This is a genomic window from Trichococcus sp. K1Tr (assembly GCF_028309625.1).
In the GTDB taxonomy this organism is placed as follows: Bacteria; Bacillota; Bacilli; order Lactobacillales; family Aerococcaceae; genus Trichococcus.
In genome coordinates, this window is the sequence record NZ_JAQMHR010000002.1 from 425,171 (window position 1) to 451,683 (window position 26,513).

Sequence of the window (26,513 nt, forward strand, 5' to 3'; positions counted from 1 at the left end):
TTCACTCTTTTATTGGCAATATTAAGAAGATTATGAAACAAGTAGATTTAAGAACGGAGTGACCTCATTGAGTCAAGAAAAACATTCAGAAGAAATGAATGACCAATTACTGATTCGCCGTGAAAAAATGCAGACTTTACGCGAAGAAGGAATTGAACCCTTTCAAAATGGTTTTGTAAGAACACATTTATCCGCAACTATCCATCAAGATTTCGATGCTTTTACGAAAGAGGAAATCGAAGCAAAAGATGAGATCATCGTTTCAGTAGCCGGCAGAATCATGACAAAACGCGGCAAAGGCAAGGTTGGCTTTGCGCATTTGCAGGACAGCAAAGGCCAAATCCAGATTTACGTGCGCAAAGATGCTGTCGGGGAAGAGAATTATGCAATCTTTAAACAGGCCGATCTCGGCGACATCATTGGCGTAACCGGACCGATCATGAAAACCGATGCCGGTGAAGTTACCATCAAACCGACGCAGCTTGTGCATTTGACGAAAGCTTTGCGTCCATTGCCTGACAAATATCATGGGTTGACGAATGTTGAACAGAAATACCGTCAACGCTACCTTGACTTGATCAGCAACAAAGAGAGCTTCAATAAGTTCGTGCAACGCAGCCAAATCATCAGTGAAATCAGAACGTACCTGAACGGCCTCGGCTACCTGGAAGTAGAAACGCCGACTTTGCATAACATGGCCGGTGGGGCTACCGCAAGACCGTTCATCACGCACCACAACGCTTTGGACATGGAATTGTACATGCGCATCGCATTGGAGTTGCACCTGAAACGCCTAGTGATCGGCGGCATGGAAAAGGTTTATGAAATCGGTCGCGTATTCCGTAACGAAGGAATCGATACAACCCACAATCCGGAATTCACGATGTTGGAAATGTATACAGCCTATACGGACTTCCACGATGTGATGGAAGTGGTCGAAGGCATCTTCGAGACGGTTACAACAAAAGTCAAAGGCTCTTCAACAGTAGTCTATGACGGTACCGAAATCAACTTGGCCGGCCCATATCCGCGCATCCACATGGTTGACGCAGTCAAAGCCGTTACAGGCGTCGATTTCTGGGCACCGATGACGGACGCAGAGGCGCAAGCTTTGGCGGAAAAACACAATGTGCCGTTCACTAAGAACATGACGGTAGGACACATCATCAATGAATTTTTCGAGGCATTTGTGGAAGACACGTTGGTTCAGCCGACATTCATCTACGGTCATCCGCTTGCGATTTCGCCATTGGCACGCAAAAATGAAGAAGATCCGCGCTTTACGGACCGTTTTGAAATCTTCATCATGGGCAAGGAATACGGAAACGCCTTTACCGAGCTTACGGATCCGATCGATCAAAGAGAACGATTCGAAGCGCAAGCTACGGAAAAAGAGCAAGGCAATGACGAAGCGCATGGCGTTGACGAAGACTTCATCGAAGCTTTGGAATACGGTATGCCTCCGACAGGCGGATTGGGCATCGGCATCGACAGATTCGTTATGATGTTGACCGACAGTCAATCAATCAGGGACGTCCTGCTGTTCCCGACGATGAGAAATCTAGAGATTTAACTTGAATGTGAGGGCTGCCGCAATTTGCGGTAGCCCTTTTAAATGAAAAAAACGAAAAAATTTGCAAATAATACAAGACAAATGGTTGACGGTCAGAAATATACATGTTATGATTCATAAGGTGATTTTATACACAGATTCCTGAACAATATCTTTCAGTCGTGCTGACTGGTGTATGATTGTCACAGAAAGAATAGTAGGTCGAAATATTCGATTTATTTATTTTTTTAACTAAAAAGGAACCACCTGGATGTGTGGACCTAGCTATCCCATCGAGGAAGGAGGAAAATCAATGCCTACAATCAATCAATTAGTGCGTAAACCTCGCAAATCTGCTATTGTAAAATCAACTGCTCCTGCTTTAGGAAAAGGTTACAATAGCTTCAAGAAATCTCAAACAAATACAAACTCACCTCAAAAGCGTGGTGTTTGTACTCGTGTGGGTACAATGACTCCGAAAAAACCTAACTCAGCGTTACGTAAGTACGCTCGTGTACGTTTGTCTAACTTGTTAGAAGTTACAGCTTACATTCCTGGTATCGGACATAACCTACAAGAACATAGCGTGGTGCTAATCCGTGGCGGACGAGTAAAAGACTTGCCAGGGGTACGTTATCATGTCGTTCGTGGCGCTCTTGATACAGCTGGTGTAGCCAACCGTATGCAAAGCCGTTCTAAATACGGAGCTAAGAGACCTAAGAAAAAATAATTAAACAATAAACGAAAAACAAAAGTTAAGGAAGGAGGAATTTGAATGCCTCGTAAAGGTCCAGTTACAAAACGTGAAGTAATGCCAGATCCAATTTACAATTCAAAATTGGTGACTCGTTTAATCAACCGTATCATGGTTGATGGGAAACGTGGTAAAGCTGCTACAATCTTATATAACGCATTTGAAATGATCAAAGAATCTACAGGAAACGACCCGTTGGAAGTTTTCGAACAAGCTATGAAAAACATCATGCCTGTTTTAGAAGTAAAAGCACGTCGTGTAGGGGGTTCTAACTACCAAGTTCCTATCGAAGTACGTCCAGATCGTCGTATGGCTTTAGGATTACGTTGGTTGGTAAACTACTCTCGTCTACGCGGTGAAGATACTATGGAAGAGCGTCTAGCTAAAGAAATTATGGATGCTGCTAACAACTCTGGTGCTTCAGTTAAGAAACGTGAAGATACACATAAAATGGCAGAAGCTAACAAAGCTTTCGCTCATTACCGTTGGTAAAATTTTCTTGCAAGAATTTTTTCTTGCAAGAAATTTGCTTTATGGTTGCGTAAGTCATCATTTTTCCAATAAAATGGACTTGCAATTACTTTTAAAAGAGAGAGGTGTTTGAAGAAGATGGCACAAAGAGAATTTTCTCTACATAATACGAGAAATATCGGTATCATGGCTCATATTGACGCTGGTAAAACAACGGCAACTGAACGTATTTTGTACTATACCGGTAAAATCCATAAGATCGGTGAAACCCACGAGGGTGCTTCACAAATGGACTGGATGGAACAAGAACAAGAACGTGGTATTACCATCACTTCAGCTGCTACTACTGCACAATGGAAAGGGTATCGCGTAAACATCATCGATACTCCTGGACACGTGGACTTCACTATTGAAGTTGAACGTTCCCTACGTGTATTGGATGGCGCTGTCGCATTACTTGATGCACAATCAGGTGTAGAGCCTCAAACTGAAACAGTTTGGCGTCAAGCTACAACTTATGGTGTTCCTCGTATTATATTCGCTAACAAAATGGACAAAATGGGTGCAGATTTCTTATACTCTTTAGACACTCTCCATGACCGTCTGAATGCTAATGCGCATCCGATTCAATTGCCGATTGGTTCTGAAGATACATTCAAAGGTATCATCGATTTAGTCGAAATGAAGGCTGAAATCTATGATAACGACGAAGGTACTGAATACCATGAAGAAGATATCCCTGCGGAATATCTTGAAGCAGCTGAAGAATGGCACACTAAATTAGTTGAAGCTGTTGCTGAAACTGATGAAGCTATGATGGAAAAATATCTTGATGGTGAAGAAATTACGAAAGAAGAATTGAAACAAGGTATCCGTACTGCTACATGTAATGTAGAATTTTTCCCGATGCTTTGCGGTTCTGCTTTCAAAAATAAAGGCGTTCAATTATTGCTTGATGCAGTTATTGACTACCTTCCATCACCATTGGATGTTGCTGCCATTACAGGTACTGACGTAGATACTGAAGAACAAATCGCTGTTCCTGCAAGCGACGAAGCGCCATTTGCAGCCTTAGCATTTAAAGTTATGACTGACCCGTTTGTAGGCCGTCTGACATTCTTCCGCGTATACGCTGGTACTCTACAAAGTGGTTCTTACGTTCAGAATGCCACTAAAGGCAAACGCGAACGTGTAGGCCGTATCCTACAGATGCATGCTAACCACCGTAACGAAATCCCAGAAGTATTTGCTGGAGATATCGCTGCTGCAGTTGGTTTGAAAGATACGACTACAGGAGACACTTTGTGTGATGAAAAGAAACAAGTAATCCTTGAATCCATGAATTTCCCAGAACCAGTTATCGAAGTTGCTATTGAGCCTAAATCAAAAGCTGACCAAGATAAAATGGGTATCGCGTTACAGAAACTTTCTGAAGAAGATCCTACTTTCCGTGCTTCCACTAACCCAGAGACTGGTCAAACGATCATCGCTGGTATGGGTGAGTTGCACTTGGACATCATCGTTGACCGTATGAGACGTGAGTTCAAAGTTGAAGCTACAGTAGGTGCTCCTCAAGTATCTTATCGTGAAACATTCCGTCAATCAGTTCAATCTGAAGGTAAATTCGTTCGTCAATCAGGTGGTAAAGGTCAATTCGGTCACGTATGGGTTGAATTTACTCCTAATGAAGAAGGAAAAGGCTTTGAGTTCGAAAATGCTATCGTCGGTGGGGTTGTTCCTCGTGAATACATCCCTGCAGTTGAAGCTGGTTTGAAAGACGCAATGGAAAACGGTGTGTTGGCTGGTTATCCTTTAGTTGACGTTAAAGCTAAATTGTATGATGGTTCTTACCATGATGTCGATTCATCTGAAACAGCATTTAAAGTTGCTGCTTCACTTGCTTTGCGTAACGCAGCTAAAAAAGCTGACCCTGCAATCCTTGAACCAATGATGGCTGTAGAAATTACAGTTCCTGATGACTATTTGGGAGATGTAATGGGTCATGTAAGTTCTCGTCGTGGACGTATCGAAGGTACTGAAGCACGCGGTAACGCACAAATCGTTAAGAGCAGCATTCCATTATCAGAAATGTTTGGATATGCTACGACTTTACGTTCTTCTACACAAGGCCGTGGAACGTTCTCAATGACATTCGATCATTACGAAGCTGTTCCTAAATCTGTTCAAGAAGAAATCATCAAGAAGAGCGGAAAAAATAGCGAAGAGTAATCTCGCTGTTGCTTAGCTTGTATATTGCTTTTTCGAGCACAAATCGGTATACTTTATACGATAGACGATTAAAGTCTAGACAAATTATAAGCACTCAATATGAGGAGGAAATGATTTAAAATGGCAAAAGTAAAATTCGACCGTTCAAAGCCCCATGTTAACGTTGGTACAATCGGACACGTTGACCATGGTAAAACAACATTAACTGCAGCTATCACAACAGTTTTAGCTAAAAAAGGGTTCGCTGAAGCATCTAACTATGCTGCAATCGACAACGCTCCAGAAGAAAGAGAACGTGGTATCACGATCAACACTTCTCACGTTGAATACTCAACTGAAACTCGTCACTACGCTCACGTAGACTGCCCAGGCCATGCTGACTATGTTAAAAACATGATCACTGGTGCTGCACAAATGGATGGCGCTATCTTAGTAGTTTCTGCTGCTGATGGTCCAATGCCACAAACTCGCGAGCACATCTTGTTGTCTCGTCAAGTTGGTGTTCCTTACATCGTAGTATTCTTGAACAAAGTCGACATGGTTGACGATGAAGAATTATTAGAATTAGTTGAAATGGAAGTTCGTGACCTGTTAACAGACTACGATTTCCCTGGCGACGATGTTCCTGTAATCGCTGGTTCAGCTTTGAAAGCTCTTGAAGGCGACCCAGCTTACGAAGAAAAAATCTTGGAATTGATGGCTGCTGTTGACGAATATATCCCAACTCCAGTTCGTCAAACTGACAAGCCATTCATGATGCCTATCGAGGACGTATTCTCAATCACTGGACGTGGTACTGTTGCTACAGGCCGTGTTGAACGTGGACAAGTCCGCGTTGGTGACGAAGTTGAAATCGTCGGTATTGCTGAAGAAACTAAGAAAACAGTTGTTACCGGTGTTGAAATGTTCCGTAAATTATTGGATTACGCTGAAGCTGGCGATAACGTAGGAGCTTTGTTACGTGGTGTTACACGTGAGCAAATCCAACGTGGTCAAGTATTGGCTAAACCAGGTTCAATCACTCCACATACAACTTTCACTGCTGAAGTTTATGTACTTTCAAAAGAAGAAGGCGGACGTCACACTCCATTCTTCACAAACTACCGTCCACAATTCTATTTCCGTACAACTGACGTTACAGGCGTATGTAACTTACCAGAAGGCGTTGAAATGGTAATGCCTGGCGACAACGTTACTATGACTATCGAATTGATCCACCCAATCGCTATCGAAGACGGAACTAAGTTCTCTATTCGTGAAGGTGGACGTACAGTAGGCGCTGGCGTTGTAGCTTCAATCTCTAAATAATTTTATTTCAAAATAAAATTTAATGCGATTAAAAAAATCCCGAGAGCTTCTGCTCTTGGGATTTTTTTGCGTTCATGCTGATGATATACTTGGATTTGTTCATTTACGCACTAGCGAAATGAACAAATCCAAGTATATCATAACTTTATGGGAATTGTTTTTTTCCACTTGTGGTTATACGATTCCCCTCGCGTACCATGCTGTTGTGAAAATAATCCCATAGAGAACCACTACATAATGGGTTTTATTGAAAAAAAAAGCGAACATCATAACCAAATAATCATCATAGAATGCTTTATAATGAATTTTACTCTTTAGTTTTTTCGGGTGATAATAAGGACATGATAAATGTGAATAAAAACACAAAGGGGTAAACTTATGCATACTGTTACTTATGAAGTAAAGAACCATGTAGGTGTTATCATTTATTCTAACCCGCCGCTCAATATCTTAACGATGGCCGGGTTGGCCGAAATACAAGAAGTTTTCAGACGAGCGGATAGGGATCCGGAGGCACATGTCATCCTATACTCGATGCCTATGCAGAAAAAAGTATTTTGTGCAGGGATGGACTTGGACGAAATGCTTGCCTACGAAAATACCCGGAAATATTGCGATGTATCAAAAGAAATATTCGCTACGCTCCAGGAAGTGAAGAAACCGACAATCTATGTCTATGATGGGATTATTCGTGGCGGCGCATTTGAAATGTCGCTATTTGCTGATTTCCGTTTCTGTGGGGAAGCAACAAATATCGCGCTTCCTGAAATAACTATCGGAATCATCCCTGGTGGTGGCGGAACCCAAACTTTGACCCGTTTGGTAGGCGAGGCCAAAGCAAAAGAAATTATCTTGACCGGTCGAGCATTGAAATCGGATGAATTGAAAGAGTTGAACATCGTCAATGCAGTATACCCTTCAGAGACTTTGTTGGAGGATGCTCTATTTTTTGCCCAAAAAATGGCAATGACTTCTCCGCTTGCTCTGCAGGCTGCAAAACGCGCGATCCAAGAAGGCCGGGATGCCACTATCGAAGCGGCACTTCGGATCGAAACAAGCCATTTTGTTGAAAATTTCCATACCCATGATGCACATGAAGGCATTGCTGCTTTCCGCGAGAAAAGACAACCATGTTATCAAAACAAGTAAACCACAAAAATATATTTGAAAAGAAAGAGGAATGAAAAATGTCACTAAAAGATTTATTAGGAATCGAATATCCAATTTTCCAAGGAGCCATGGCTCGTATCGCAACCGCCGCATTAGCAGGACCTGTGTCAGAAGCGGGCGGATTGGGAATCATCGGATCAGGCGGTTTGACCGGAGACCAACTGCGTGCAGAAATTAAAAAAGTAAAAGAAATGACGGATAAACCATTCGGCGTCAACTTGATGCTGATGATGCACAATATCCCTGAGTTGGTCGACATCATCATCGAAGAAGGCGTCAAGGTAGTCACGACTGGAGCCGGGAATCCAGCACCTTATATCGATAAACTGAAGGCGGCAGGCGTAAAAGTTATTCCGGTTGTCCCATCCGTCAAGCTTGCGAAAAAAATGGAAGCGATCGGCGCCGATGCAATAATCGCTGAAGGCATGGAATCAGGCGGGCACGTCGGTGAAACATCGACAATGTCTTTGGTGCCGCAAGTTGTCAGTGCCGTAAATATCCCTGTTTTGGGAGCCGGCGGAGTCGGTGACGGACGCGGTGTTGTGGCTATGTATGCATTCGGAGCTGTCGGTATCCAAGCAGGGACGATTTTCCTGACAGCGGAAGAATGTCCTGTTCCGCCTAGTTTCAAACAGGCGGTACTGGATGCGGACGATACGGCGACAGTTGTCACTGGCCGTAAGCTTGGCGCACCTGTTCGTTCCATCAAAAACCCAATGCTGGCTAAATACATCGAGATGGAAAACCGTAACGCGACCAGGGATGAATTGGAAGAACTGACATTGGGTTCTTTAAGCAAAGCCGTCTACGAAGGCGATATGGAAAACGGTTCAGTGATGGCTGGGCAGATCGCCGGTATGCTCCATGAAATCAAGCCTGTCAAACAAATCATCACGGACCTGTTCGACGAAGCGGAAGAAGTATTGAAGAATCTGACAATCGTATACTGACGATGGCTTCCCCTGTATTCCGGCGGGAAGAACAAAGAAGCAGGAGCGGCCTCGAAATAATGAGGCCGCTCCTGCTTTTTTTTTATTGTTATTTTTTTGTGCTCCCCAAGTTCCGCTTGATGATATCGAAGAAAGAAAGGACAGCAGGGGTGAGACTGCGATCTTTTTTGTAAAGCAGAACAAATTTGCTCTTCAGTACTGTTCTGTCGAACTCATAGACATTGCAATTGGAGAAATTGGAAAAATCCATCCCTGTGATAGGGACAAAAGTACTGCCCATCCCTGTTTTTGTCAATGCGATGGCTGTATAGATGGTCGAGGTGGTGAGGACAATTTTTTGGGTCAGATGATTGATGGTATAAAATTCATCCAACAGTCTGCGCAGTCCCAACGCTGGTGACAACATAATCATCGGTTCATCATTCAGAATCTGCAAATCATAAGGGAACTTTTGGATTCCCGTGGCAGTCGGGTTATAAAGTCGGCTTTTTTCGGACACCAGCAGATACACCGAATCTTCGTAAAGATATTCATAGGATAGGTTCTGGTTCGTTACGGGTGTCATGCCGATACTCAGGTCGACACGATTGTCTTCCAACATTTTCTCAAGGTCTTGTGCACTCTTTTCTTCCAATTCGATCTGTATGCCGGGGAACTGCATAGAAAATTCAGGAAGTATTTTGGGTAATAGGGTGGTCCCGAGAGCTTGGTTGATTCCGAATACAATTTTTCCCTTCTTGTTGTTGGAGATCATTTCCAATTCTTTTTTCATGTCTGTCTCAAGATTCTCAAATTTTCGTAGGTAGGACAGATAACGTTCGCCGGCGAATGTTAGGCTGAGAAACTTCTGGGTCCTTTCAAAGATTGTGACACCAGTTTCTTTTTCGATTGCCTGAATGATTTTACTTAAGTAAGGTTGTGAAATAAAGAGTTCGTTTGCGGCTTTGGTAATATTTCCGTGTTTCGCTATGGTTTCTATATAGGTAATTTTGGTAGTGTTTTCCATGCCTGTTTATCTCCTTTAATGTATTGGCCTCTTCGTCTATTGTAGGCTTATCGGGACGTTTCCGCAAACTGAAAAATGAGTTTAATTCCTAAAAAGGAATGGTAATTAAATGTAAGGGTTATCTTATTTTGTTTTGGAAAATGGATAAATTGTTATAAAAATCATAATTCCGGTTATTGGTGAGCTATTTTTGAAAATTAAATTTGGAAGTATAACTAAAAAGGAATTGAAAGTGTTTTCAACTAGTATTTTACGGGAATACATATTAGATAGATAATAAACTCATAACAAAAACAGAATATCAAGGAGGAAATAAAACATGTTTGAAGAACAAGTAGTCGTTATCACAGGTGCAGGTCAAGGAATCGGTGCTGAAATCGCAAAAGAATTCGGCCAAGAGGGCGCAACAGTTATTATTGTTGACTTCAATGGCGAGAATGCAGAAAAAGTCAGCCAAGAAATTATCGAAAAAAATGGTAAGGCGGGGTCTTATCAAGGGGATGTTGCAAACTATGATCAAACACAAGAAACAATCGCAAAAATTTACGCTGAGTACGGAAAAATTGATGTATTGGTAAACTGTGCCGGCATCACAAGAGATGCTTCATTGAAGAAGATGACAAAAGAAAACTGGGATGCTGTTATCGCCACTAACTTGACTGGTACTTTCAATTTCATCAAAGCGGTATTCGATAAAATGACAGCTGCCGGTTACGGAAGAATCGTTAACTTCTCCTCACTTGCAGGCATCACAGGTAACTTCGGACAAACAAACTACTCTGCATCTAAAGCTGGGGTAATCGGAATGACTAAAACAGTCGCTATCGAAGGTGCGGCTAAAGGTGTTACAGCGAATGTGGTTGCTCCTGGATTCATCCAAACACCAATGACAGATGCGATTCCTGAAGAAGTGAAAAATAAAATGATCCAAGGAATCCCGGTTAAACGTATTGGCCTTCCGGCAGACGTAGCATATGCGGTTAAGTTCTTGGCTTCAAAAGAATCCGGCTACATCACTGGTCAAGTTATCGAAGTGAACGGCGGCATGCACATCTAATTGCGTCCCAGTAGGAGGAATCTAAAAGCATGGAAATTTTAGGATTAGTAGGTATATTGGTAGCCATTATTGCCATCATCACGATGGCGGTAAAAGGCTTGAACATCGTCATTGCTGCACCTCTCGCAACGATGATCATCATCCTGACCAACCAAATGGATATCTTTGGTTCGTTGGTAGGGAAAGAACAATCCTACATGGTTGGACTATCCAACTTCCTGATCAGCAATTTCGCCATTTTCCTGTTGGGATCCATTTTGGCCCAATACATGGAAAAAAGTAATGCGACCATTTCGATAGCCAACTTCATCTTGTCAAAAGTCGGTGTGGAGAATCCTTACGTGGTGTTAGTTGCAATCGCAGCGATCGGAGCGCTATTGACTTATGGCGGCATCAGCTTGTTCGTAGTTATGTTCGCGCTGATTCCGTTGGCAAAACCAATCTTCAAAAAGTTGAACATCAACTGGGAATTGTTTCCGATTCCTTTATTTCTTGGGATGGCAACATTCACTATGTCGATGTTACCGGGGACACCATCCATTCAGAATGCTGTTCCGACAACTGCATTAGGTACGACACTTACAGCTGCTCCAGTCCTGAGTATCATTGGTACTGTCGTAATTGCTGCCTTTGGTTTGATTTACATGAAAATTCAATTGAATAAATCAATCAAAAATGGGGAAGGATTCGACAGTTATCTGGAAGGCAAAGGGACAGAAGTAGCAGTCAAAGAAGAAACCATCGATGAATCAAGCATTCCAAAAATTGGGACAAGTTTGACACCGATTCTATCACTTGTCGCGGTCATTCTGGTCTTCAGCAAAGTTCCGAACATCATCTTGATAGCGTTGACTGTAGCGATTTTGTTGTGCGCGCTCTTATTCAACAGGTACATTCCAGGACAAAAAAACATCTTAAGTAATGGTGCGATCGGATCAGTCATCCCAGCTTTCTCTACTTCAAGTTCGGTAGCTTTTGGATCCGTTCTGACGAGTGCTTCAGGTTTTGCCATCATCAAGGATATGATTTTGAATATCCCTGGCAGTCCAGTATTCGGCCTTGCGGTCGCTTCCACATTATTAGGTGGAATCACTGGTTCATCGTCAGGGGCGATCGGCATCGTGATGGCGACATTCGCACCAACTTATCTGGAGATGGGAATCAATCCGGAATTGATCCACAGGGTCGCTGTGGTTGCTTCAGCAGTCTTGACGGTAATGCCGCAATCAGGGGTTGTCATCACCTTCAACAATTTATCCGGCTTGTCCATCAAACACGGATTCATACATCAATTTGTGATCGTGAATATCGGCCACTTATTGGCTATTACGGCAATTCTGATTACTTCAGCATTCTTATACTAGGGTAAACGAAAGGAAGAAACTATTCATGTCCAACAAAGTAATTTCTTATAAAGACGCAGCAAAACTTATCAAAGATGGTGCAACCGTTGCAACGACAACATTCGGTCTGGGTGGCCTGTCTGAACAAATGTTGGTCGGTATCGAAGAAAGATATGCAGAAGAGCAGCATCCAAAAGGAATCACCTTCGTGAACTCAAGCGGTATCGGCAATAACCAACCTGGGAACGGCTTGGACCACTTGGTTGCAGAGGGTCTGGTCAAACGACTGATCAGCGGACATATTGGTTCATCTCCATTGATGGGACAGGCTGTCATCAACAATCAAGTGGAATCGTATCTGTTCCCTCAAGGTGTCATCACGCAATTGTACCGTTCGATTGCCGGTAAAAAACCAGGCTTGATCACAAAAGTAGGCTTGAAGACTTATGCGGATCCTCGTGTTGAAGGAGCGAAAGGCAATACCAAAGCAACAGAAGACTTAGTTGAATTGGTGAAACTGAACGGTGAAGAATGGCTGAACTACAAAAATTTTCCGATTGATGTGGCTTTGGTTCGTGGCACTTACGCAGATGGCAAAGGAAACATTTCAATCGAACGTGAGACAGGCAAATTGGAATCCTTGCCTTTAGCGACAGCTGCTCGCAATTCAGGTGGTATCGTCATCGCTCAAGTAACAAAAATCGTCGAGAATGGTTCCATCAAACCGAAGGATGTATCTGTACCGGGCATCTTAGTTGATTATGTGATTGTTTCCGAGCCGGAAAACCACTACCAAACAATGGGCACACAATACAACCCGGCGTTGTCTGGTGAGGTGCGAGTCCCGGTGAATGGTTTCAAATCGATGAAGTTTGACGTTCGGAAAATCGTTGCGCGCCGTGCAGCGATGGAATTGAAACCTGCTTCCGTCGTTAACTTGGGTATCGGAATGCCGGATGGCGTGGCTGCAGTAGCAGCAGAAGAAGGATTAGGCGATGAATTGACATTGACGCTCGAATTAGGAGCCGTTGGTGGAACACCTGCTACTGGTTTAGATTTTGGTGCAGCCTTCAATCCAGAAGCGATCATTGATCACCAAGCGATGTTCGATTTCTATGATGGTGGTGGCTTGGATCTGACTGTTTTAGGCTTAGCTCAGACAGATGAGAAGGGGAACATCAATGTTTCTAAATTTGGGCCAAGAGTGACAGGACCAGGTGGATTCATCAATATCTCTCAGAACACAAGAAATATCGTCTTTGTAGGTACGTTCACAGTGGGTGGCAAAGCGACGATCGAAGATGGGAAATTAGTCATCACGGAGCAAGGGAAAGCTAAGAAGTTCCTGAAACAGGTAGAACAAATCACTTTCTCAGGCGAATATGCATCCGAAAATGAGCAGAATGTACTGTATGTCACGGAACGTGCTGTATTCGACCTGAACGAAGGTAAAATGCGCTTGATCGAAATCGCTCCAGGCGTCGACCTGCAAAAGGATATTCTAGACTGGATGGATTTCGAACCGGTCATTGCTGAAGACCTGAAGGAAATGAACCCTGATATCTTCAAGGAAACTTGGGGGAAATTGAAGGACATCGTTTTAAAATAAGCTAACGCACTCGAAAGGAAGTTATGTAAATAATGAAAGCTTTAGAAGAAGTCGTCATCGTGGGTGGCGCCCGCACGCCAGTAGGCAGCTATTTAGGTGGATTAAAAACAGTAGATGAACCGATGTTAGGTGAAATTGCTCTGAATGAAGCGATCAAGCGTTCCGGCATCAACAAAGAAGATATCGAAGAAGTTATCGTAGGAAACGTTACTGGTTCTCAAACATCCAATAATGTAGGTAACCTGATTGGTATTAACGTAGGTTTACCTGCTACAACAACAGGTATGACGATCAACCGTATCTGCGGATCTGGTTTCCAATCAATCATTTCTGCTTCACAAGAAATCAAATTAGGTGATGCGGAAGTGGTTGCTGCCGGTGGGGTCGAATCCTTATCCCGCGCACCTTTCTACCTGCCGATTGAAGCGCGTTATGATGGCTTGAAAATGGGCAACAAACCTTTGATCGATGCGAATGTAGCCGGTCACTCGAGCGCTTCAGGTCGTGATTCAGGTATTGATCATATGGGTAACACAGCCGAAGCCGTTGCGCGCAAATGGAACATTACGCGTGAACGTCAAGACCAATTTGCCTTTGACAGCCAAATGAAATGTAAAGCTGCGATGGAAAGCGGACGATTGGCGGAAGAAATCGTGCCTGTAGAAATCAAAGGCCGCAAAGGGCAAGTGACGGTTGTCGATACGGACGAATTCCCTAAACCAGGTACAACGGTAGAAAATTTGGCTAAATTAAAACCCGTTTTCGAAAAGGATGGCACCGTTACTGCGGGTAACGCATCCGGCTTGAATGACGGCGGCGCCTTTAGCATAGTGACCTCTGCTTCCTATGCGGAAAAACATGGCTTGACCGTTTGGGCTAAAGTCGTCGACTATAAAGTTGCCGGGGTAGAAGCGGAATATATGGGCATGGGACCCGTTCCTGCCATCAAAGCCTTATTGGAACGCAACGGCTTGGATCTGCAAAAAGATGTCGGCATTCTGGAAATCAATGAGGCATTCGCAGCGCAACAAGTGGCTTGCCTGGACGAACTGGGTGTAGACATGAACAGTGAATGGTACAAAAACAGCTACAATCCGAATGGCGGTGGAATCTCAATGGGTCACCCGCTGGGCGCATCAGGTGCGCGCATCATGGTGTCGATCCTACAGGAATTCAAAAACCATCCAGAATATAAATATGGTATCGGTTCTGCCTGCATCGGCGGAGGTATGGGCGTAGCCATTCTGGTGGAAAATGGTTTCCATTCTGCTGAGTGATTTTAACTAAGTAATCTTATTGACTGAATTGAATGTTTCGCATAAAGACTTCATCGGAGAAATTGTTAATACCTTTCTGCGATGAAGTTTTTTTGTGGAAAACTGAAAAATAAAACAAAAAATATTTTTAAATTTTAGGAGGATTTTCTTGTGATTTTGCCAATTTGGATGGGTCCATTAGGTATATTAATAGCTATTGTACTTATCATATTTCTCGCGATGAGAGGCTACAGCATCTTGTTGATTGGACCATTAGCTGCGGTCTTGGTCATCGTATTGAACAACATGGAAATTTATCCGGCCCTGATTTCCGGTCCGACAGCCTATATGATGGGATTATCGAAGTACATCATCAATTACTTCGCCATATTCTTGCTTGGATCAATAATGGCGAAATACATAGAAGTCAGCGGCGCAGCGAAATCCATTGCAAAGTCGGTAATGAAGGTGACTGGAACGGATAAACCATTCTCGTTACTCATCGCCATTTTTTTCATCAGTGCAATCATGACGTACGGTGGAATCAGTTTGTTCGTAGTTATTTTTGCAGTAATCCCTTTAGCCAGACCCATATTCAAGCAAATGGATATGGCGTGGAACCTTATCGTTATACCTGTCATGCTTGGGGTCGGAACTTTCACAATGACCATGTTCCCGGGGACACCTTCCATACAGAATGTTATTCCTACAACGACTTTGAATACGACTTTGACGGCTGCTCCAGTACTAGGAATCATCGGTTCTGTCGCAGCGATCGCTTTCGGTATTTGGTACATGAAATTTGAATTCGATAAGAGTGTGAAAAACGGAGTGACGTATGCTTCATTTGATGATTCAGCAAATCTGGCCGCTGAGAATGATGAGCATTTACCTAGTGTGTTCACAAGTATCTTTCCGATGCTGCTTCTCGTGGTCATCATCCTTGCCGGAAGCATCATGAAGGTGCCAAATGTTATCTTGATCGGTCTTTTAGCAGCATGTTTAGCATCAGTCGCGGTATTCCACAAGTATGTTTTGAGCCACAAAGATGTGCTAAATCTGGCAGCTCAGGGTTCGATTAATCCGATTTTCCTTACTGCGGCTGCAGTAGGTTTTGGTACGGTCGTCACTGCAGCACCCGGATTCGCGATCATTTCCCAGTACATACTGTCCATCCCGGGAAACCCGCTCATCAGCCTATCTGTTGCGACGGCCTTGATGTCCATCGTTACAGGTTCATCCTCTGGTGCATTGGCTATCATCGTGCCTGCTTTTGGGCAGAATTATATCGATTTGGGAATCCAGCCAGAAGTCATTCACCGTGTAGTGGCTATTGCTTCAGCGGCTTTTACGGCAATGCCCCATAGCGGAATCGTGCTGACGTTCTTTGCGGTATGCAGGCTCAATCATAAGAATGCAATGAAATATATGTTTGTGCTGATGACCGGTTCGAACGTTGCCGCACTGGTGGCGGTATTGTTCAGTGCAATCGTTTTGAATTTGACTTAAGCAACAATAAGCATATCCCGCCGAAAGCTTTAGGATAACCGGGAAGGGTATAGATGACAAAGAAGAGCATCGGGATCACAGACCCCGATGCTCTTCCTTGTATTTTGCTTATTCGTTTGGATATTCCAAAGCTTTTTTGCCTTCATCCCCTGTGCTGACGCGGATGACGTTTTCTACATTGTAAATGAAGATTTTTCCGTCACCGATATTGCCTGAGTACAAAGCTTTTCTGGCAGCGTCCACGACATCTTGGACGGGAACCGTGCTGACGACAACTTCGACACGGATCTTCGGCAGCAGGTCGGCTTCGGTCTCAACGCCACGATAATAAGTAGAGTGGCCTTTTTGCATGCCGTAGCCGAATACATCGAAAACGGTCATGCCGGTAATACCAATGCTGTTCAACGCTTTTTTCAGACCTTCAAATTTACTCTCATTCGTGATGATTTCTATTTTGGTGATTTTATTTTGCGCATCGTTACTGCCTGTCGTGGCACCAGATGCTTGATATTCCACCGCCACTGATTTGTTCAGCTCTTCAAGAGATATATTTGCGAAGGCCAATTCGGGACCGTTGCCTCCGAAAGTGCGCTCCTGGAATTTTTGGAAGGCTGTTTTCAATTCGCCAGGCACAACCGATGCAATCGTATTTGAATAATTGGTTTCGTTCAAAGCTACAGCTAGACTTCCGTATGCTGTTTCGCCATGGACTGCATAATCCAAACCGATTTCTTCTTCTTCGGCTGAGACGCGCAGTGGCATGAATTGACTGATCAGTTTCAACAGTAGGAAGGACATGATGCCCGCGTAAGCAAGTACAGCCAAAATGCTGACCACTTCCGCAATCAAAAGTGAGGCCCTGCCATCTACCAACCCGCCTTCAATTGCAGGGTTGATGCTGCTTGATGCGAAGATACCTGTTGCGATTCCGCCCCAGATCCCTCCGATACCATGGCAACCGAATGCATCAAGTGCATCATCATAGTCAAACTTCTTCTTCAGAACCGATACGCCGTAGAAGCAGACGATTCCGCCAATGAAACCGATGGCTAATGCTGAAATCGGGCTGACGAATCCGGCACCAGGTGTGATTGAAACCAGCCCGGCAACGATACCGCTGACGAAACCAAGTGCAGTCGGTTTCTTATGGATGATCCATTCGCAGATCATCCAGCTTAAGCCAGCAGTGGCAGCGGCAGTGTTTGTGGCGATGAAAGCATCCAGTGCGATATCATTGATTGCCAGAGCACTTCCGGCATTGAAACCGAACCAGCCGAATAACAGAAGGCCGGCGCCGATCATTGTCATCGGAATATTATGCGGCTTGACGGAATCATGGTTTTTTCTTTTGCCTAGATAAATGGCTGCTACCAGAGCGGATATACCTGAGCTGATATGGATGACGCTCCCGCCTGCGAAGTCGAGTGCACCCAGTTCGCGGATCCAACCGCCATTTCCCCAAATCCAATGGGCAATCGGATCATAGACGAAAGTCGTCCATAAAAGGATGAAGGCAAGAAAGGCAGGGAACTTCATGCGTTCCGCGATGCTTCCTGAAATCAAAGCTGGAGTGATAATTGCGAACGCCATCTGGAACATCATGAAGAGCTGATGAGGGATGGTCGGTGCATAATCAATCGGAGTGAATCCAACACCATTGAGCAATGTGAAAGACAAATCCCCGAAAAATTTCGACTCGCCTCCGAATACAAATGAGTAGCCGAATAATAGCCACTGAACAGAAACGACTGCGATGGCAGCGTAACTGTGCATCGTCGTGCTGAGGACATTTTTCTTCCGGACCATCCCTCCGTAGAATAGGGATAAAGCGGGCGTCATCATCATGACTAAGATCGTTGCGAGGAAGACGAAAGTTGTGTCTGCATAATTAATGTTCTCCATGTAGATTCTCCTTCTGCTGATAAATTATTTTTATAGGATTACTTTGTGATGTTTCATACTTTACACCCTAAAAAAAGTAAAAGCACCAAAATGATGACGACCTGCGTCATAATATGTGACATGGACAAGGCGTAATTGCGGCGGAAGGCGTTGTGAGATGCCCTGGAAGCAAAAAAAGGTTAATACGCGCTCAATAAGTGCTGTGGAGACGTCATAAAATCGATTTAATCTTGTCAATCACGTGATGATAGCTCACATGGAAGGAAGGCGCGGTAAAAAATACTAGAAATTGGGCAATATATCAGTAAAAATACAAGCGTTCAATCAATGGTTTAACCCAGCAAGCCCAATCGGAAATCCTGTTTCTTCTATATTATAGGAAAGTCGCTGATAATAAGGCGGACACCCGAAAAGAAACGACGATCATTAAAAAGAAACATTTCCGCTATGCTTGCATTCTTCCTGTGTATCAGTATAATAGTGAAGGGACAAAATGCTTCACAGTGCTCAGGCAATACAAGTCATTTGGATAATAGCAGAAACTGAATATTATTTTCAGAAAAGACTTGCTTTAACTAATGCGATTATGTATAATATATTGGTACGGCATTCATGGTTATGAATAATGTATTGGGGACCGTTCATTCGGGAACTGCAGCTAAGAGACGAGAGGTTGCGACACACCCGGTCGCTTTGTCACGGCGGGTGTGCCGGGGAATTTTCGTGGAGCTAGTCTTATGAATTACATCTGACGAAGGAGGGAACAACATGGCAAAACAAAAAATACGTATTCGTTTAAAAGCATATGAACACCGTGCTCTTGATCAATCAGCGGATAAAATCGTGGAAACAGCAAAAAGAACGGGAGCTACCGTTTCTGGTCCGATTCCATTGCCGACTGAAAGATCACTATACACAGTGATCCGTGCTACTCACAAGTACAAAGATTCTCGTGAGCAGTTCGAAATGCTTACACACAAACGTCTAATCGACATCATCAACCCAACAACAAAAACTGTTGACGCTTTGATGAAGCTTGACTTACCAAGCGGCGTAGACATCGAAATCAAATTATAATCAAACCTATCATATAAAAAACAAACGGAGGTGTTACCATGACCAAAGGAATCTTAGGCAAAAAAGTAGGAATGACTCAATTCTTTACTGCAAACGGTGAGTTAGTACCAGTTACAGTTATCGAAGCTACTCCAAACGTTGTTTTACAAGTTAAAACCAACGAAACAGACGGCTACGAAGCGGTACAACTAGGCTACCAAGAAATGCGTGAAGTATTGTCAAACAAACCTGCTAAGGGTCATGCAGCAAAAGCAAAAACTGCTCCTAAGCGCTTCATTCGTGAATTTAACAATGTTGAGCTAGGAGAATACGAAGTAGGAAAAGAAATCAAAGTTGATATCTTTGCAGCCGGCGACATTGTTGATGTTACTGGTACCACTAAAGGACATGGCTTCCAAGGCGTAATCAAACGTCACGGACAAAGCCGCGGACCAATGGCCCACGGATCTCGTTACCATCGTCGTCCGGGTTCAATGGGTGCTGCTTCATTCCCATCCCGCGTATTCAAAGGTAAAAAATTAGCAGGACGTATGGGTAACGATCGCGTTACTATCCAAAACCTTGAAGTCGTTATGGTTGACGTTGAGAAAAACGTAATCCTGATCAAAGGTAACGTACCTGGTTCTAAAAAATCATTAATCGAAATCAAAGTAGCCCGCAAAGCTGCAAACAAATAATATAAAAGAGAGGAGGAACGAGAAAAATGCCAAACGTAGCCTTATTTAAACAAGATGGAACACAAAACGGTGAAGTAACTTTGAATGAAGAAATCTTTGGGATCGAGCCTAACGAAAACGTTGTATACGATGCAATCATCATGCAACGCGCTTCATTAAGACAAGGAACTCACGCAGTGAAAAACCGCAGCGCTGTCAGCGGTGGTGGTCGTAAACCATGGAAACAAAAAGGAACAGGCCGTGCACGTCAAGGTTCAATCCGTTCACCACAATGGGTTGGCGGCGGAGTTGTCTTTGGACCAACACCTCGTTCTTACAGCTATAAATTAAACAAGAAAGTTCGTCGCTTAGCTATCAAATCAGTTCTTTCAACGAAAGTTGCTGAAGGAGACTTGATCGTAGTTGAAACATTGAACTTCGATGCACCAAAAACAAAAGAATTTGCAAATGTGTTGAAAAACCTTAACGTTGATACGAAAGTATTGGTTGTTGTAGAAAACGACAACGATTTTGCAGCATTATCAGCACGTAACCTTCCTGGTGTAACAGTCGTTAACGAAACAGGAATCAACGTATTGGATGTTGTTTCAAACAACAAATTAGTCTTGACACAAGCTGCTCTTTCTAAGGTAGAGGAGGCTCTTATATAATGGAAGCAACAGACGTTATCAAACGCCCAATCATCACGGAAGCTTCTATGCTTGCAATGGATGAAAAGAAATATACCTTTGAAGTGGATGTACGTGCTAACAAAACATTGGTTAAACAATCTATCGAATCATTGTTCGGTGTAGATGTTAAAAACGTAAACATCATGAATGTACGCGGCAAACTTAAACGTATGGGCAAATACAAAGGCTATACAAAAAAACGCCGTAAAGCAATCATCACTTTGACTGAAAATTCTAAAACAATCGAGTTATTCGAAAATTAATTTACTGAAATAATCAAATAGGAGGGGAAAAAACGTGGCGATTAAGAAATACAAACCTACCACAAACGGCCGTCGTAATATGACTGGTTCTGATTTCGCAGAAATTACAAAAACAACACCTGAGAAATCTTTGGTCGAACCAATCAAAAGAAAAGCCGGTCGCAACAACCAAGGTAAAATTACCGTTCGTCATCAAGCTGGTGGACACAAACGTGCTTACCGTGTGATCGACTTCAAACGTAATAAAGATGGAGTCATTGGTATCGTCAAAGCTGTCGAGTACGATCCAAACCGCACTGCAAACATCGCGTTGATCCAATATGTTGATGGAATCAAAACTTACATTATTGCCCCTAAAGGCATCGAAGTAGGCCAACAAATCGAATCTGGAGTAGGATCTGATATCAAAATCGGAAACGCTATGCCATTGGCAAACATCCCAGTCGGTACTGTTATCCACAACATCGAAACAAAACCAGGCAAAGGCGGTCAATTGATCCGTTCAGCTGGTACAAGTGCTCAAGTACTTGGACAAGAAGGTAAATATACACTAGTTCGTTTGAACTCAAGCGAAGTACGTTTAATCCTTTCAACTTGCCGTGCAACAATCGGTTCAGTAGGTAACGAACAACACGAATTGATCAACATCGGTAAAGCTGGACGTAACCGTTGGTTGGGTAAACGCCCTACTGTCCGCGGTTCTGTAATGAACCCGAACGATCACCCACACGGTGGTGGTGAAGGTAAATCTCCAATCGGACGCAAAGCGCCAGTTACTCCTTGGGGTAAACCTGCTCTTGGTTACAAAACTCGTAGCAAGAAGGCTAAATCTAGCAAGCTGATCGTTCGCGGACGTAAAAAATAATTATCACAACAATAATTGACTGAAGCAACACATAATCGAAAGGAGGCTTCACCATGGGTCGTAGTTTGAAAAAAGGACCTTTTGTCGATGAACATTTAATTAAGAAAGTTGAAGCTGCTCTAGCTAGCGAAAAGAAACAAGTAATTAAAACTTGGTCTCGCCGCTCAACAATTTTCCCACAATTCATCGGACAAACGATTGCAGTTTATGATGGAAGAAAACACGTTCCAGTTTACATTCAAGAAGACATGGTAGGACACAAATTAGGAGAATTCGCTCCAACAAGAACATACCGTGGCCATGCCGCAGACGACAAGAAAACAGGTCGCCGTTAATTACGAGGGGAGGAAATAACATGCCAGAACAAATTACAGCTGCAAAAGCATCTGCACAAACTGTTCGCATTGCCGCTCGTAAGGTTCGTTTAGTAGTGGATCTTATCAGAGGCAAGAGCATCGGAGAAGCAATCTCCATTCTGAAATTCACACCGCGTGGCGCTTCGCCCGTTGTAGAAAAAGTGTTGATGTCAGCAATTGCTAATGCAGAACATAATTATGACTTAGATATCGAAAGCTTGGTAGTAAGCGAGGCTTATGTTAACGAAGGACCAACGATGAAACGTTTCCGTCCACGTGCAAAAGGATCAGCTTCACCAATCTTGAAACGTACTAGCCACATCACAATCGTGGTATCAGAAAAGAAGGAGGGATAATCTGTGGGTCAAAAAATTCATCCATTAGGATTACGTGTCGGCATCATTCGTGACTGGGATGCTAAATGGTACGCTGAAAAAGATTACGCAGCTTTCTTACATGAAGATTTACGTATCCGTAAATACATCGCAAAGAACTTAAGCGAAGCTTCTGTTTCTAAAATTGAAATTGAACGTGCAGCTAACCGCGTGAACGTTTCTATTCATACTGCCAAACCTGGAATGGTAATCGGTAAAGGCGGTTCTGAAGTTGAAAAAACTCGTAAAGAGTTAAATGAACTTACTGGTAAAAAAGTACACATCAACATCGTGGAAATCAAAAGACCAGACTTGGATGCTAAATTAGTTGCTGAAGGTATCGCTAAACAGTTGGAAAACCGTGTAGCTTTCCGTCGTGCGCAAAAACAAGCAATCCAACGTACAATGAGATCTGGCGCTAAAGGGATCAAAACGCAAGTTTCTGGTCGTTTGAATGGTGCAGATATCGCTCGTGCTGAAACTCATGCTGAAGGAACTGTTCCATTGCATACATTGCGTGCGGACATCGACTACGCTTGGGAAGAAGCAGACACAACTTATGGTAAATTAGGCGTTAAAGTTTGGATTTACCGTGGTGAAGTTTTACCAGCAAAAAAAACAACTGAGAAAGGAGGGAAATAACCAATGTTAGTACCTAAACGTGTAAAACACCGTCGTGAGTTCCGTGGAAAAATGCGCGGAGAAGCTAAAGGCGGAAAAGAAGTAGTTTTCGGCGAATATGGTTTGCAAGCTGTTGACTCTCATTGGATCACCAACCGTCAGATCGAAGCTGCTCGTATCGCTATGACTCGTTACATGAAACGTGGCGGGAAAGTTTGGATCAAAATATTCCCTCACAAATCATATACATCCAAAGCTATCGGAGTCCGTATGGGTTCTGGTAAAGGGGCTCCTGAAGGTTGGGTATCTCCAGTTAAACGCGGCAAGATCATGTTCGAAGTAGCAGGCGTCCCTGAAGAAGTGGCACGCGAAGCTCTACGTCTTGCATCTCACAAATTGCCAGTTAAAACAAAAATTGTAAAACGTAAAGAAATTGGTGGTGAATCGAATGAAGGCTAATGAACTTAAAGAGTTATCCACTGCTGAAATGATTGAAAAAGAAAAACAATTCAAAGATGAATTATTCAATCTACGATTCCAACTTGCAACCGGACAGTTAGAAAATACTGCCCGCTTGAAAGAAGTACGCAAATCAATTGCACGTATTAAAACTGTATTGCGACAACAAGAATTGCAAAAATAGTAGATCAGCAAAGGAGGTCACAACGAAATGACTGAAGAACGTAACCAACGTAAAGTCTACCAAGGTGTTGTTGTTTCCGACAAGATGGATAAAACAATCGTTGTAGAAGTATCTACAACAAAAACACATCCTACTTACGGTAAACGCGTTAAGTACTCTAAAAAGTACAAGGCACATGATGAAAACAACCAAGCTAAAATGGGTGATGTAGTTAGAATTATGGAGACTCGTCCTCTATCTGCTACTAAAAACTTCCGCTTGCTTGAAGTTGTTGAAGAATCAGTAATCATCTAATCAGACAAATAAATATTTTTATATCCGGAAGGAGGATACTGACGTGATACAAACAGAATCCCGCTTAAGAGTTGCCGATAATTCAGGCGCTAAAGAAGTGTTAACTATCAAAGTGTTAGGTGGTTCAAACCGCAAATTCGCAGGAATTGGTGATACAATCGTCTGCACAGTAAAACAAGCTACACCCGGTGGTGTTGTCAAAAAGGGTGATGTAGTTAAAGCTGTTATCGTTCGTACGAAACACGGCGCGCACCGTAAAGATGGTTCTTACATCAAATTTGACGAAAATGCTTGTGTAATCATTCGTGACGACAAGAGCCCTCGTGGAACACGTATCTTTGGACCAGTTGCACGTGAATTGCGTGACAACAATTACATGAAGATCGTTTCCCTTGCTCCAGAAGTATTGTAATCAACTGTCATAAATGAAGGAGGTGCAACAAAGCATGCACGTAAAAACTGGTGATAAAGTTAAAGTCATTACTGGAAAAGATAAAGGTAAAGAAGGAGTCATCCTTAAAACTTTCCCTAAAAAAGATCGTGTTATTGTCGAAGGCATTAATATTGTCAAGAAACATCGCAAAGCTTCTCAAACAAACCCAACAGGTGGAATTCTTGAAGAAGCAGCACCTATCCATGTTTCTAACATTATGTTAATTGATGCTAAAACTGGCGAACCTACTCGCGTAGGATCTAAAGTCGTAGATGGCAAAAAAGTCCGCGTTTCCAAAAAAACCGGCGAAATCATTGATTAATTATTAGAGGAAGGAGGATATTCTAAATGAACCGTTTAAAAGAAAGATACACAAAAGAAATCGTTCCATCATTGATGGAAAAATTTGAATACACATCAATTATGCAAACACCTAAAATTGACAAAATTGTCATCAACATGGGTGTGGGTGATGCAGTTTCAAACACAAAAAACCTAGATAAAGCAGTTGAAGAACTAACTTTGATCTCTGGTCAAAAACCAGTCATCACGTTAGCTAAAAAATCAATCGCTGCATTCCGTTTACGTGAAGGTATGCCTATCGGCACTAAAGTTACTTTACGTGGCGAAAGAATGTACGACTTCTTGGATAAACTAGTAACAGTTTCATTACCACGTGTACGTGACTTCCGTGGGATCAGCAAAAAATCTTTTGATGGTCGTGGAAACTATACTTTAGGTATCAAAGAACAATTGATTTTCCCAGAAGTTGACTATGATAGAGTCGACAAAGTACGTGGTATGGATATCGTTATCGTAACTACTGCTAACACTGACGAAGAATCAAGAGAATTATTGACACAACTTGGAATGCCATTCCAAAAATAAGCTAAGGAGGCGAATGATAATTGGCTAAAAAATCCATGATTGCTAAAAACAAGCGTCCCGCTAAACATTCTACACAAGCTTACACTCGTTGTGAACGTTGCGGACGTCCACATTCAGTTTATCGCAAATTCAAACTTTGCCGTATTTGCTTCCGTGAACTTGCCTATAAAGGACAAATTCCCGGCGTGAAAAAGGCTAGCTGGTAATTTAACCATACTCGCAAAAGGAGGTATAATGTAAATGGTCATGACAGATCCAATCGCAGATTTCTTAACTCGTATTCGTAATGCCAACATGGTACGTCACGAATCTTTAGAAGTGCCTGCATCAAAGACAAAATTAGAGATCGCTAACATTCTTAAGGCTGAAGGTTTCATCAAAAACTTTGATTACACTTCAGACGACAAACAAGGTGTTATCCGTGTATTCTTAAAATATGGTCCAAACAACGAACGCGTCATCACTGGTTTGAAACGTATTTCAAAACCAGGTTTGCGTGTATACGCTAAAACTGGCGACATCCCTAAAGTATTGAATGGTTTAGGAATCGCAATCGTGTCAACTTCTGAAGGTGTTATCACCGACAAAGAAGCAAGAGCGAAAAACATCGGCGGCGAAGTATTAGCTTACATTTGGTAATTTTTAAAAAAATAAGAGAAAATAAAGGAGGTGCAGCCCTGTGAGTCGTATTGGAAATAAAGCAATCGAAATCCCAGCTGGCGTAACCGTTACTCAACAAGGTAACACTGTTACAGTTAAAGGCCCGAAAGGCGAATTAACTAGCACATTTAATGAAATGATCGGCATCAAGATCGATGGAAACACTGTTACTTTCACTCGTCCTAACGAAGAGAAATTCACTAAATCCATTCATGGTACTACACGCGCGTTGGTAAACAACATGGTTGTAGGTGTATCTGAAGGATTTATGAAAGAATTGGACTTAGTAGGGGTTGGGTACCGTGCTCAATTGCAAGGCAAAAAACTTGTATTGAACGTCGGTTATTCTCATCCAGTTGAATTCACACCTGAAGACGGTATTGAAGTGGAAGTACCAACTAACACTAAAATCATCGTTAAAGGTTACGATAAAGCTAAAGTTGGGGCTTTGGCAGCCAACATCCGCGGCGTACGCCCACCAGAGCCTTACAAAGGTAAAGGTATCAAATACGTTAACGAAATCATCCGTCGTAAAGAAGGTAAGACAGGTAAATAATAGTTCGCTATTATTACTT

The 26,513-nt window shown here is 42.8% G+C and carries 31 protein-coding genes and 1 pseudogene; 29 read left to right on the plus strand and 3 right to left on the minus strand.

Going from position 1 to position 26,513, the window contains the following annotated elements; translation table 11 throughout:
• Positions 1-94: 94 nt before the first annotated feature.
• From lysS to PH235_RS05440, 7 genes are all read left to right on the plus strand, one after another.
• Positions 95-1,573 (plus strand): lysine--tRNA ligase, encoded by a 1,479-nt coding sequence (lysS, locus tag PH235_RS05410; RefSeq protein ID WP_272161547.1) that lies wholly within the window; start codon positions 95-97, stop codon positions 1,571-1,573.
• Between the two features lie 292 nt (positions 1,574-1,865).
• A complete protein-coding gene (rpsL, locus tag PH235_RS05415; protein ID WP_086987317.1) occupies positions 1,866-2,282 on the plus strand; it encodes a 30S ribosomal protein S12 in 417 nt (138 codons plus the stop codon).
• 45 nt (positions 2,283-2,327) lie between these two features.
• Complete coding sequence (gene rpsG / locus PH235_RS05420; protein WP_068559002.1) at positions 2,328-2,798, plus strand: 30S ribosomal protein S7; 471 nt, start codon at positions 2,328-2,330, stop codon at positions 2,796-2,798.
• Positions 2,799-2,915: 117 nt separating this feature from the next.
• A complete protein-coding gene (gene fusA / locus PH235_RS05425; protein ID WP_272161380.1) occupies positions 2,916-5,006 on the plus strand; it encodes an elongation factor G in 2,091 nt (696 codons plus the stop codon).
• A gap of 120 nt (positions 5,007-5,126) precedes the next feature.
• Entirely contained in the window at positions 5,127-6,314 is a 1,188-nt protein-coding gene (tuf, locus tag PH235_RS05430) for an elongation factor Tu (RefSeq protein WP_272161381.1), read from the plus strand.
• A gap of 378 nt (positions 6,315-6,692) precedes the next feature.
• Positions 6,693-7,463: an enoyl-CoA hydratase/isomerase family protein gene (locus tag PH235_RS05435; protein WP_272161382.1), complete on the plus strand. Its 771-nt coding sequence runs from the start codon at positions 6,693-6,695 to the stop codon at positions 7,461-7,463.
• A 38-nt stretch (positions 7,464-7,501) separates the two neighbouring features.
• On the plus strand, positions 7,502-8,434 hold the full coding sequence (locus PH235_RS05440) for a nitronate monooxygenase (RefSeq protein ID WP_272161383.1): 933 nt from the start codon (positions 7,502-7,504) through the stop codon (positions 8,432-8,434).
• An 88-nt stretch (positions 8,435-8,522) separates the two neighbouring features.
• Here PH235_RS05440 and PH235_RS05445 read toward each other — a convergent pair whose 3' ends face one another.
• Entirely contained in the window at positions 8,523-9,440 is a 918-nt protein-coding gene (locus PH235_RS05445; RefSeq protein WP_272161384.1) for a LysR family transcriptional regulator, read from the minus strand.
• A 319-nt stretch (positions 9,441-9,759) separates the two neighbouring features.
• On the opposite strand from PH235_RS05445, the gene fabG reads away from it, so the two are divergent.
• The 5 genes from fabG to PH235_RS05470 all read left to right on the plus strand — a co-directional run bounded on the left by fabG (position 9,760) and on the right by PH235_RS05470 (position 16,214).
• Positions 9,760-10,497 carry a 3-oxoacyl-ACP reductase FabG gene (gene fabG, locus PH235_RS05450; protein ID WP_272161385.1) on the plus strand — a complete coding sequence of 246 codons (738 nt, stop codon included), beginning with the start codon at positions 9,760-9,762 and terminating at the stop codon, positions 10,495-10,497.
• Positions 10,498-10,526: 29 nt separating this feature from the next.
• Positions 10,527-11,861, plus strand: coding sequence for a GntP family permease (locus tag PH235_RS05455; protein WP_272161386.1), 1,335 nt, complete (start codon positions 10,527-10,529; stop codon positions 11,859-11,861).
• A gap of 25 nt (positions 11,862-11,886) precedes the next feature.
• Complete coding sequence (locus PH235_RS05460) at positions 11,887-13,449, plus strand: acyl CoA:acetate/3-ketoacid CoA transferase (RefSeq protein ID WP_272161387.1); 1,563 nt, start codon at positions 11,887-11,889, stop codon at positions 13,447-13,449.
• A gap of 32 nt (positions 13,450-13,481) precedes the next feature.
• Positions 13,482-14,726 (plus strand): thiolase family protein, encoded by a 1,245-nt coding sequence (locus tag PH235_RS05465; protein WP_272161388.1) that lies wholly within the window; start codon positions 13,482-13,484, stop codon positions 14,724-14,726.
• Positions 14,727-14,876: 150 nt separating this feature from the next.
• A complete protein-coding gene (locus tag PH235_RS05470; RefSeq protein WP_272161389.1) occupies positions 14,877-16,214 on the plus strand; it encodes a GntP family permease in 1,338 nt (445 codons plus the stop codon).
• 108 nt (positions 16,215-16,322) lie between these two features.
• Here the strand turns inward: PH235_RS05470 and PH235_RS05475 are convergent, their stop codons facing one another.
• Together PH235_RS05475 and PH235_RS05480 are read right to left on the minus strand one after the other, a co-directional pair.
• Complete coding sequence (locus PH235_RS05475; RefSeq protein WP_272161548.1) at positions 16,323-16,847, minus strand: P-II family nitrogen regulator; 525 nt, start codon at positions 16,845-16,847, stop codon at positions 16,323-16,325.
• 57 nt (positions 16,848-16,904) lie between these two features.
• Positions 16,905-18,107 (minus strand): annotated as a pseudogene (locus tag PH235_RS05480) (ammonium transporter); the annotation flags it as partial.
• A 777-nt stretch (positions 18,108-18,884) separates the two neighbouring features.
• On the opposite strand from PH235_RS05480, the gene rpsJ reads away from it, so the two are divergent.
• Genes rpsJ through rplF form a run of 17 tightly spaced genes read left to right on the plus strand, consistent with a single transcriptional unit; the run spans position 18,885 to position 26,494 of the window.
• Complete coding sequence (rpsJ, locus tag PH235_RS05485) at positions 18,885-19,193, plus strand: 30S ribosomal protein S10 (RefSeq protein ID WP_068558995.1); 309 nt, start codon at positions 18,885-18,887, stop codon at positions 19,191-19,193.
• Between the two features lie 38 nt (positions 19,194-19,231).
• A complete protein-coding gene (rplC, locus tag PH235_RS05490) occupies positions 19,232-19,870 on the plus strand; it encodes a 50S ribosomal protein L3 (protein ID WP_068558993.1) in 639 nt (212 codons plus the stop codon).
• Between the two features lie 26 nt (positions 19,871-19,896).
• Positions 19,897-20,520, plus strand: coding sequence for a 50S ribosomal protein L4 (gene rplD / locus PH235_RS05495; RefSeq protein ID WP_068558991.1), 624 nt, complete (start codon positions 19,897-19,899; stop codon positions 20,518-20,520).
• Positions 20,520-20,804, plus strand: coding sequence for a 50S ribosomal protein L23 (rplW, locus tag PH235_RS05500; RefSeq protein WP_068558989.1), 285 nt, complete (start codon positions 20,520-20,522; stop codon positions 20,802-20,804). Before rplD ends, rplW begins: the two co-directional genes overlap by 1 nt.
• A gap of 34 nt (positions 20,805-20,838) precedes the next feature.
• Positions 20,839-21,669, plus strand: a complete 831-nt coding sequence (rplB, locus tag PH235_RS05505) for a 50S ribosomal protein L2 (RefSeq protein WP_106448940.1) — start codon at positions 20,839-20,841, stop codon at positions 21,667-21,669.
• A 53-nt stretch (positions 21,670-21,722) separates the two neighbouring features.
• Positions 21,723-22,004: a 30S ribosomal protein S19 gene (rpsS, locus tag PH235_RS05510; protein ID WP_068558985.1), complete on the plus strand. Its 282-nt coding sequence runs from the start codon at positions 21,723-21,725 to the stop codon at positions 22,002-22,004.
• 20 nt (positions 22,005-22,024) lie between these two features.
• The gene (gene rplV, locus PH235_RS05515) at positions 22,025-22,381 is read left to right on the plus strand and encodes a 50S ribosomal protein L22 (protein ID WP_106448939.1); all 357 of its coding nucleotides are present in this window, start codon (positions 22,025-22,027) and stop codon (positions 22,379-22,381) included.
• A 3-nt stretch (positions 22,382-22,384) separates the two neighbouring features.
• On the plus strand, positions 22,385-23,041 hold the full coding sequence (gene rpsC / locus PH235_RS05520) for a 30S ribosomal protein S3 (protein WP_086987320.1): 657 nt from the start codon (positions 22,385-22,387) through the stop codon (positions 23,039-23,041).
• Between the two features lie 3 nt (positions 23,042-23,044).
• Complete coding sequence (gene rplP / locus PH235_RS05525; RefSeq protein ID WP_068558979.1) at positions 23,045-23,479, plus strand: 50S ribosomal protein L16; 435 nt, start codon at positions 23,045-23,047, stop codon at positions 23,477-23,479.
• The gene (gene rpmC, locus PH235_RS05530; protein ID WP_068558977.1) at positions 23,469-23,663 is read left to right on the plus strand and encodes a 50S ribosomal protein L29; all 195 of its coding nucleotides are present in this window, start codon (positions 23,469-23,471) and stop codon (positions 23,661-23,663) included. Before rplP ends, rpmC begins: the two co-directional genes overlap by 11 nt.
• 27 nt (positions 23,664-23,690) lie before the next feature.
• Positions 23,691-23,957: a 30S ribosomal protein S17 gene (gene rpsQ / locus PH235_RS05535; protein ID WP_086987321.1), complete on the plus strand. Its 267-nt coding sequence runs from the start codon at positions 23,691-23,693 to the stop codon at positions 23,955-23,957.
• Between the two features lie 43 nt (positions 23,958-24,000).
• Entirely contained in the window at positions 24,001-24,369 is a 369-nt protein-coding gene (gene rplN, locus PH235_RS05540; protein ID WP_068558973.1) for a 50S ribosomal protein L14, read from the plus strand.
• A 34-nt stretch (positions 24,370-24,403) separates the two neighbouring features.
• Positions 24,404-24,712, plus strand: a complete 309-nt coding sequence (gene rplX, locus PH235_RS05545; RefSeq protein ID WP_068558971.1) for a 50S ribosomal protein L24 — start codon at positions 24,404-24,406, stop codon at positions 24,710-24,712.
• 26 nt (positions 24,713-24,738) lie between these two features.
• Positions 24,739-25,278 (plus strand): 50S ribosomal protein L5, encoded by a 540-nt coding sequence (rplE, locus tag PH235_RS05550; RefSeq protein ID WP_106448938.1) that lies wholly within the window; start codon positions 24,739-24,741, stop codon positions 25,276-25,278.
• 20 nt (positions 25,279-25,298) lie between these two features.
• Positions 25,299-25,484 carry a type Z 30S ribosomal protein S14 gene (locus PH235_RS05555; RefSeq protein ID WP_087033208.1) on the plus strand — a complete coding sequence of 62 codons (186 nt, stop codon included), beginning with the start codon at positions 25,299-25,301 and terminating at the stop codon, positions 25,482-25,484.
• 34 nt (positions 25,485-25,518) lie between these two features.
• Positions 25,519-25,917: a 30S ribosomal protein S8 gene (rpsH, locus tag PH235_RS05560; RefSeq protein WP_086626913.1), complete on the plus strand. Its 399-nt coding sequence runs from the start codon at positions 25,519-25,521 to the stop codon at positions 25,915-25,917.
• Between the two features lie 40 nt (positions 25,918-25,957).
• Positions 25,958-26,494: a 50S ribosomal protein L6 gene (rplF, locus tag PH235_RS05565; RefSeq protein ID WP_086987323.1), complete on the plus strand. Its 537-nt coding sequence runs from the start codon at positions 25,958-25,960 to the stop codon at positions 26,492-26,494.
• Positions 26,495-26,513 lie beyond the last annotated feature (19 nt).

Bases quoted from the DNA above. Each gene is read 5' to 3' on its own strand.
- lysS (WP_272161547.1), top strand. From the start codon at position 95: ATGAATGACCAATTACTGATTCGCCGTGAAAAAATGCAGACTTTACGC.
- rpsL (WP_086987317.1), top strand. From the start codon at position 1,866: ATGCCTACAATCAATCAATTAGTGCGTAAACCTCGCAAATCTGCTATT.
- rpsG (WP_068559002.1), top strand. From the start codon at position 2,328: ATGCCTCGTAAAGGTCCAGTTACAAAACGTGAAGTAATGCCAGATCCA.
- fusA (WP_272161380.1), top strand. From the start codon at position 2,916: ATGGCACAAAGAGAATTTTCTCTACATAATACGAGAAATATCGGTATC.
- tuf (WP_272161381.1), top strand. From the start codon at position 5,127: ATGGCAAAAGTAAAATTCGACCGTTCAAAGCCCCATGTTAACGTTGGT.
- PH235_RS05435 (WP_272161382.1), top strand. From the start codon at position 6,693: ATGCATACTGTTACTTATGAAGTAAAGAACCATGTAGGTGTTATCATT.
- PH235_RS05440 (WP_272161383.1), top strand. From the start codon at position 7,502: ATGTCACTAAAAGATTTATTAGGAATCGAATATCCAATTTTCCAAGGA.
- PH235_RS05445 (WP_272161384.1), bottom strand. From the start codon at position 9,440: ATGGAAAACACTACCAAAATTACCTATATAGAAACCATAGCGAAACAC.
- fabG (WP_272161385.1), top strand. From the start codon at position 9,760: ATGTTTGAAGAACAAGTAGTCGTTATCACAGGTGCAGGTCAAGGAATC.
- PH235_RS05455 (WP_272161386.1), top strand. From the start codon at position 10,527: ATGGAAATTTTAGGATTAGTAGGTATATTGGTAGCCATTATTGCCATC.
- PH235_RS05460 (WP_272161387.1), top strand. From the start codon at position 11,887: ATGTCCAACAAAGTAATTTCTTATAAAGACGCAGCAAAACTTATCAAA.
- PH235_RS05465 (WP_272161388.1), top strand. From the start codon at position 13,482: ATGAAAGCTTTAGAAGAAGTCGTCATCGTGGGTGGCGCCCGCACGCCA.
- rpsJ (WP_068558995.1), top strand. From the start codon at position 18,885: ATGGCAAAACAAAAAATACGTATTCGTTTAAAAGCATATGAACACCGT.
- rplC (WP_068558993.1), top strand. From the start codon at position 19,232: ATGACCAAAGGAATCTTAGGCAAAAAAGTAGGAATGACTCAATTCTTT.
- rplD (WP_068558991.1), top strand. From the start codon at position 19,897: ATGCCAAACGTAGCCTTATTTAAACAAGATGGAACACAAAACGGTGAA.
- rplW (WP_068558989.1), top strand. From the start codon at position 20,520: ATGGAAGCAACAGACGTTATCAAACGCCCAATCATCACGGAAGCTTCT.
- rpsS (WP_068558985.1), top strand. From the start codon at position 21,723: ATGGGTCGTAGTTTGAAAAAAGGACCTTTTGTCGATGAACATTTAATT.
- rplV (WP_106448939.1), top strand. From the start codon at position 22,025: ATGCCAGAACAAATTACAGCTGCAAAAGCATCTGCACAAACTGTTCGC.
- rplP (WP_068558979.1), top strand. From the start codon at position 23,045: ATGTTAGTACCTAAACGTGTAAAACACCGTCGTGAGTTCCGTGGAAAA.
- rpmC (WP_068558977.1), top strand. From the start codon at position 23,469: ATGAAGGCTAATGAACTTAAAGAGTTATCCACTGCTGAAATGATTGAA.
- rpsQ (WP_086987321.1), top strand. From the start codon at position 23,691: ATGACTGAAGAACGTAACCAACGTAAAGTCTACCAAGGTGTTGTTGTT.
- rplX (WP_068558971.1), top strand. From the start codon at position 24,404: ATGCACGTAAAAACTGGTGATAAAGTTAAAGTCATTACTGGAAAAGAT.
- rplE (WP_106448938.1), top strand. From the start codon at position 24,739: ATGAACCGTTTAAAAGAAAGATACACAAAAGAAATCGTTCCATCATTG.
- rpsH (WP_086626913.1), top strand. From the start codon at position 25,519: ATGGTCATGACAGATCCAATCGCAGATTTCTTAACTCGTATTCGTAAT.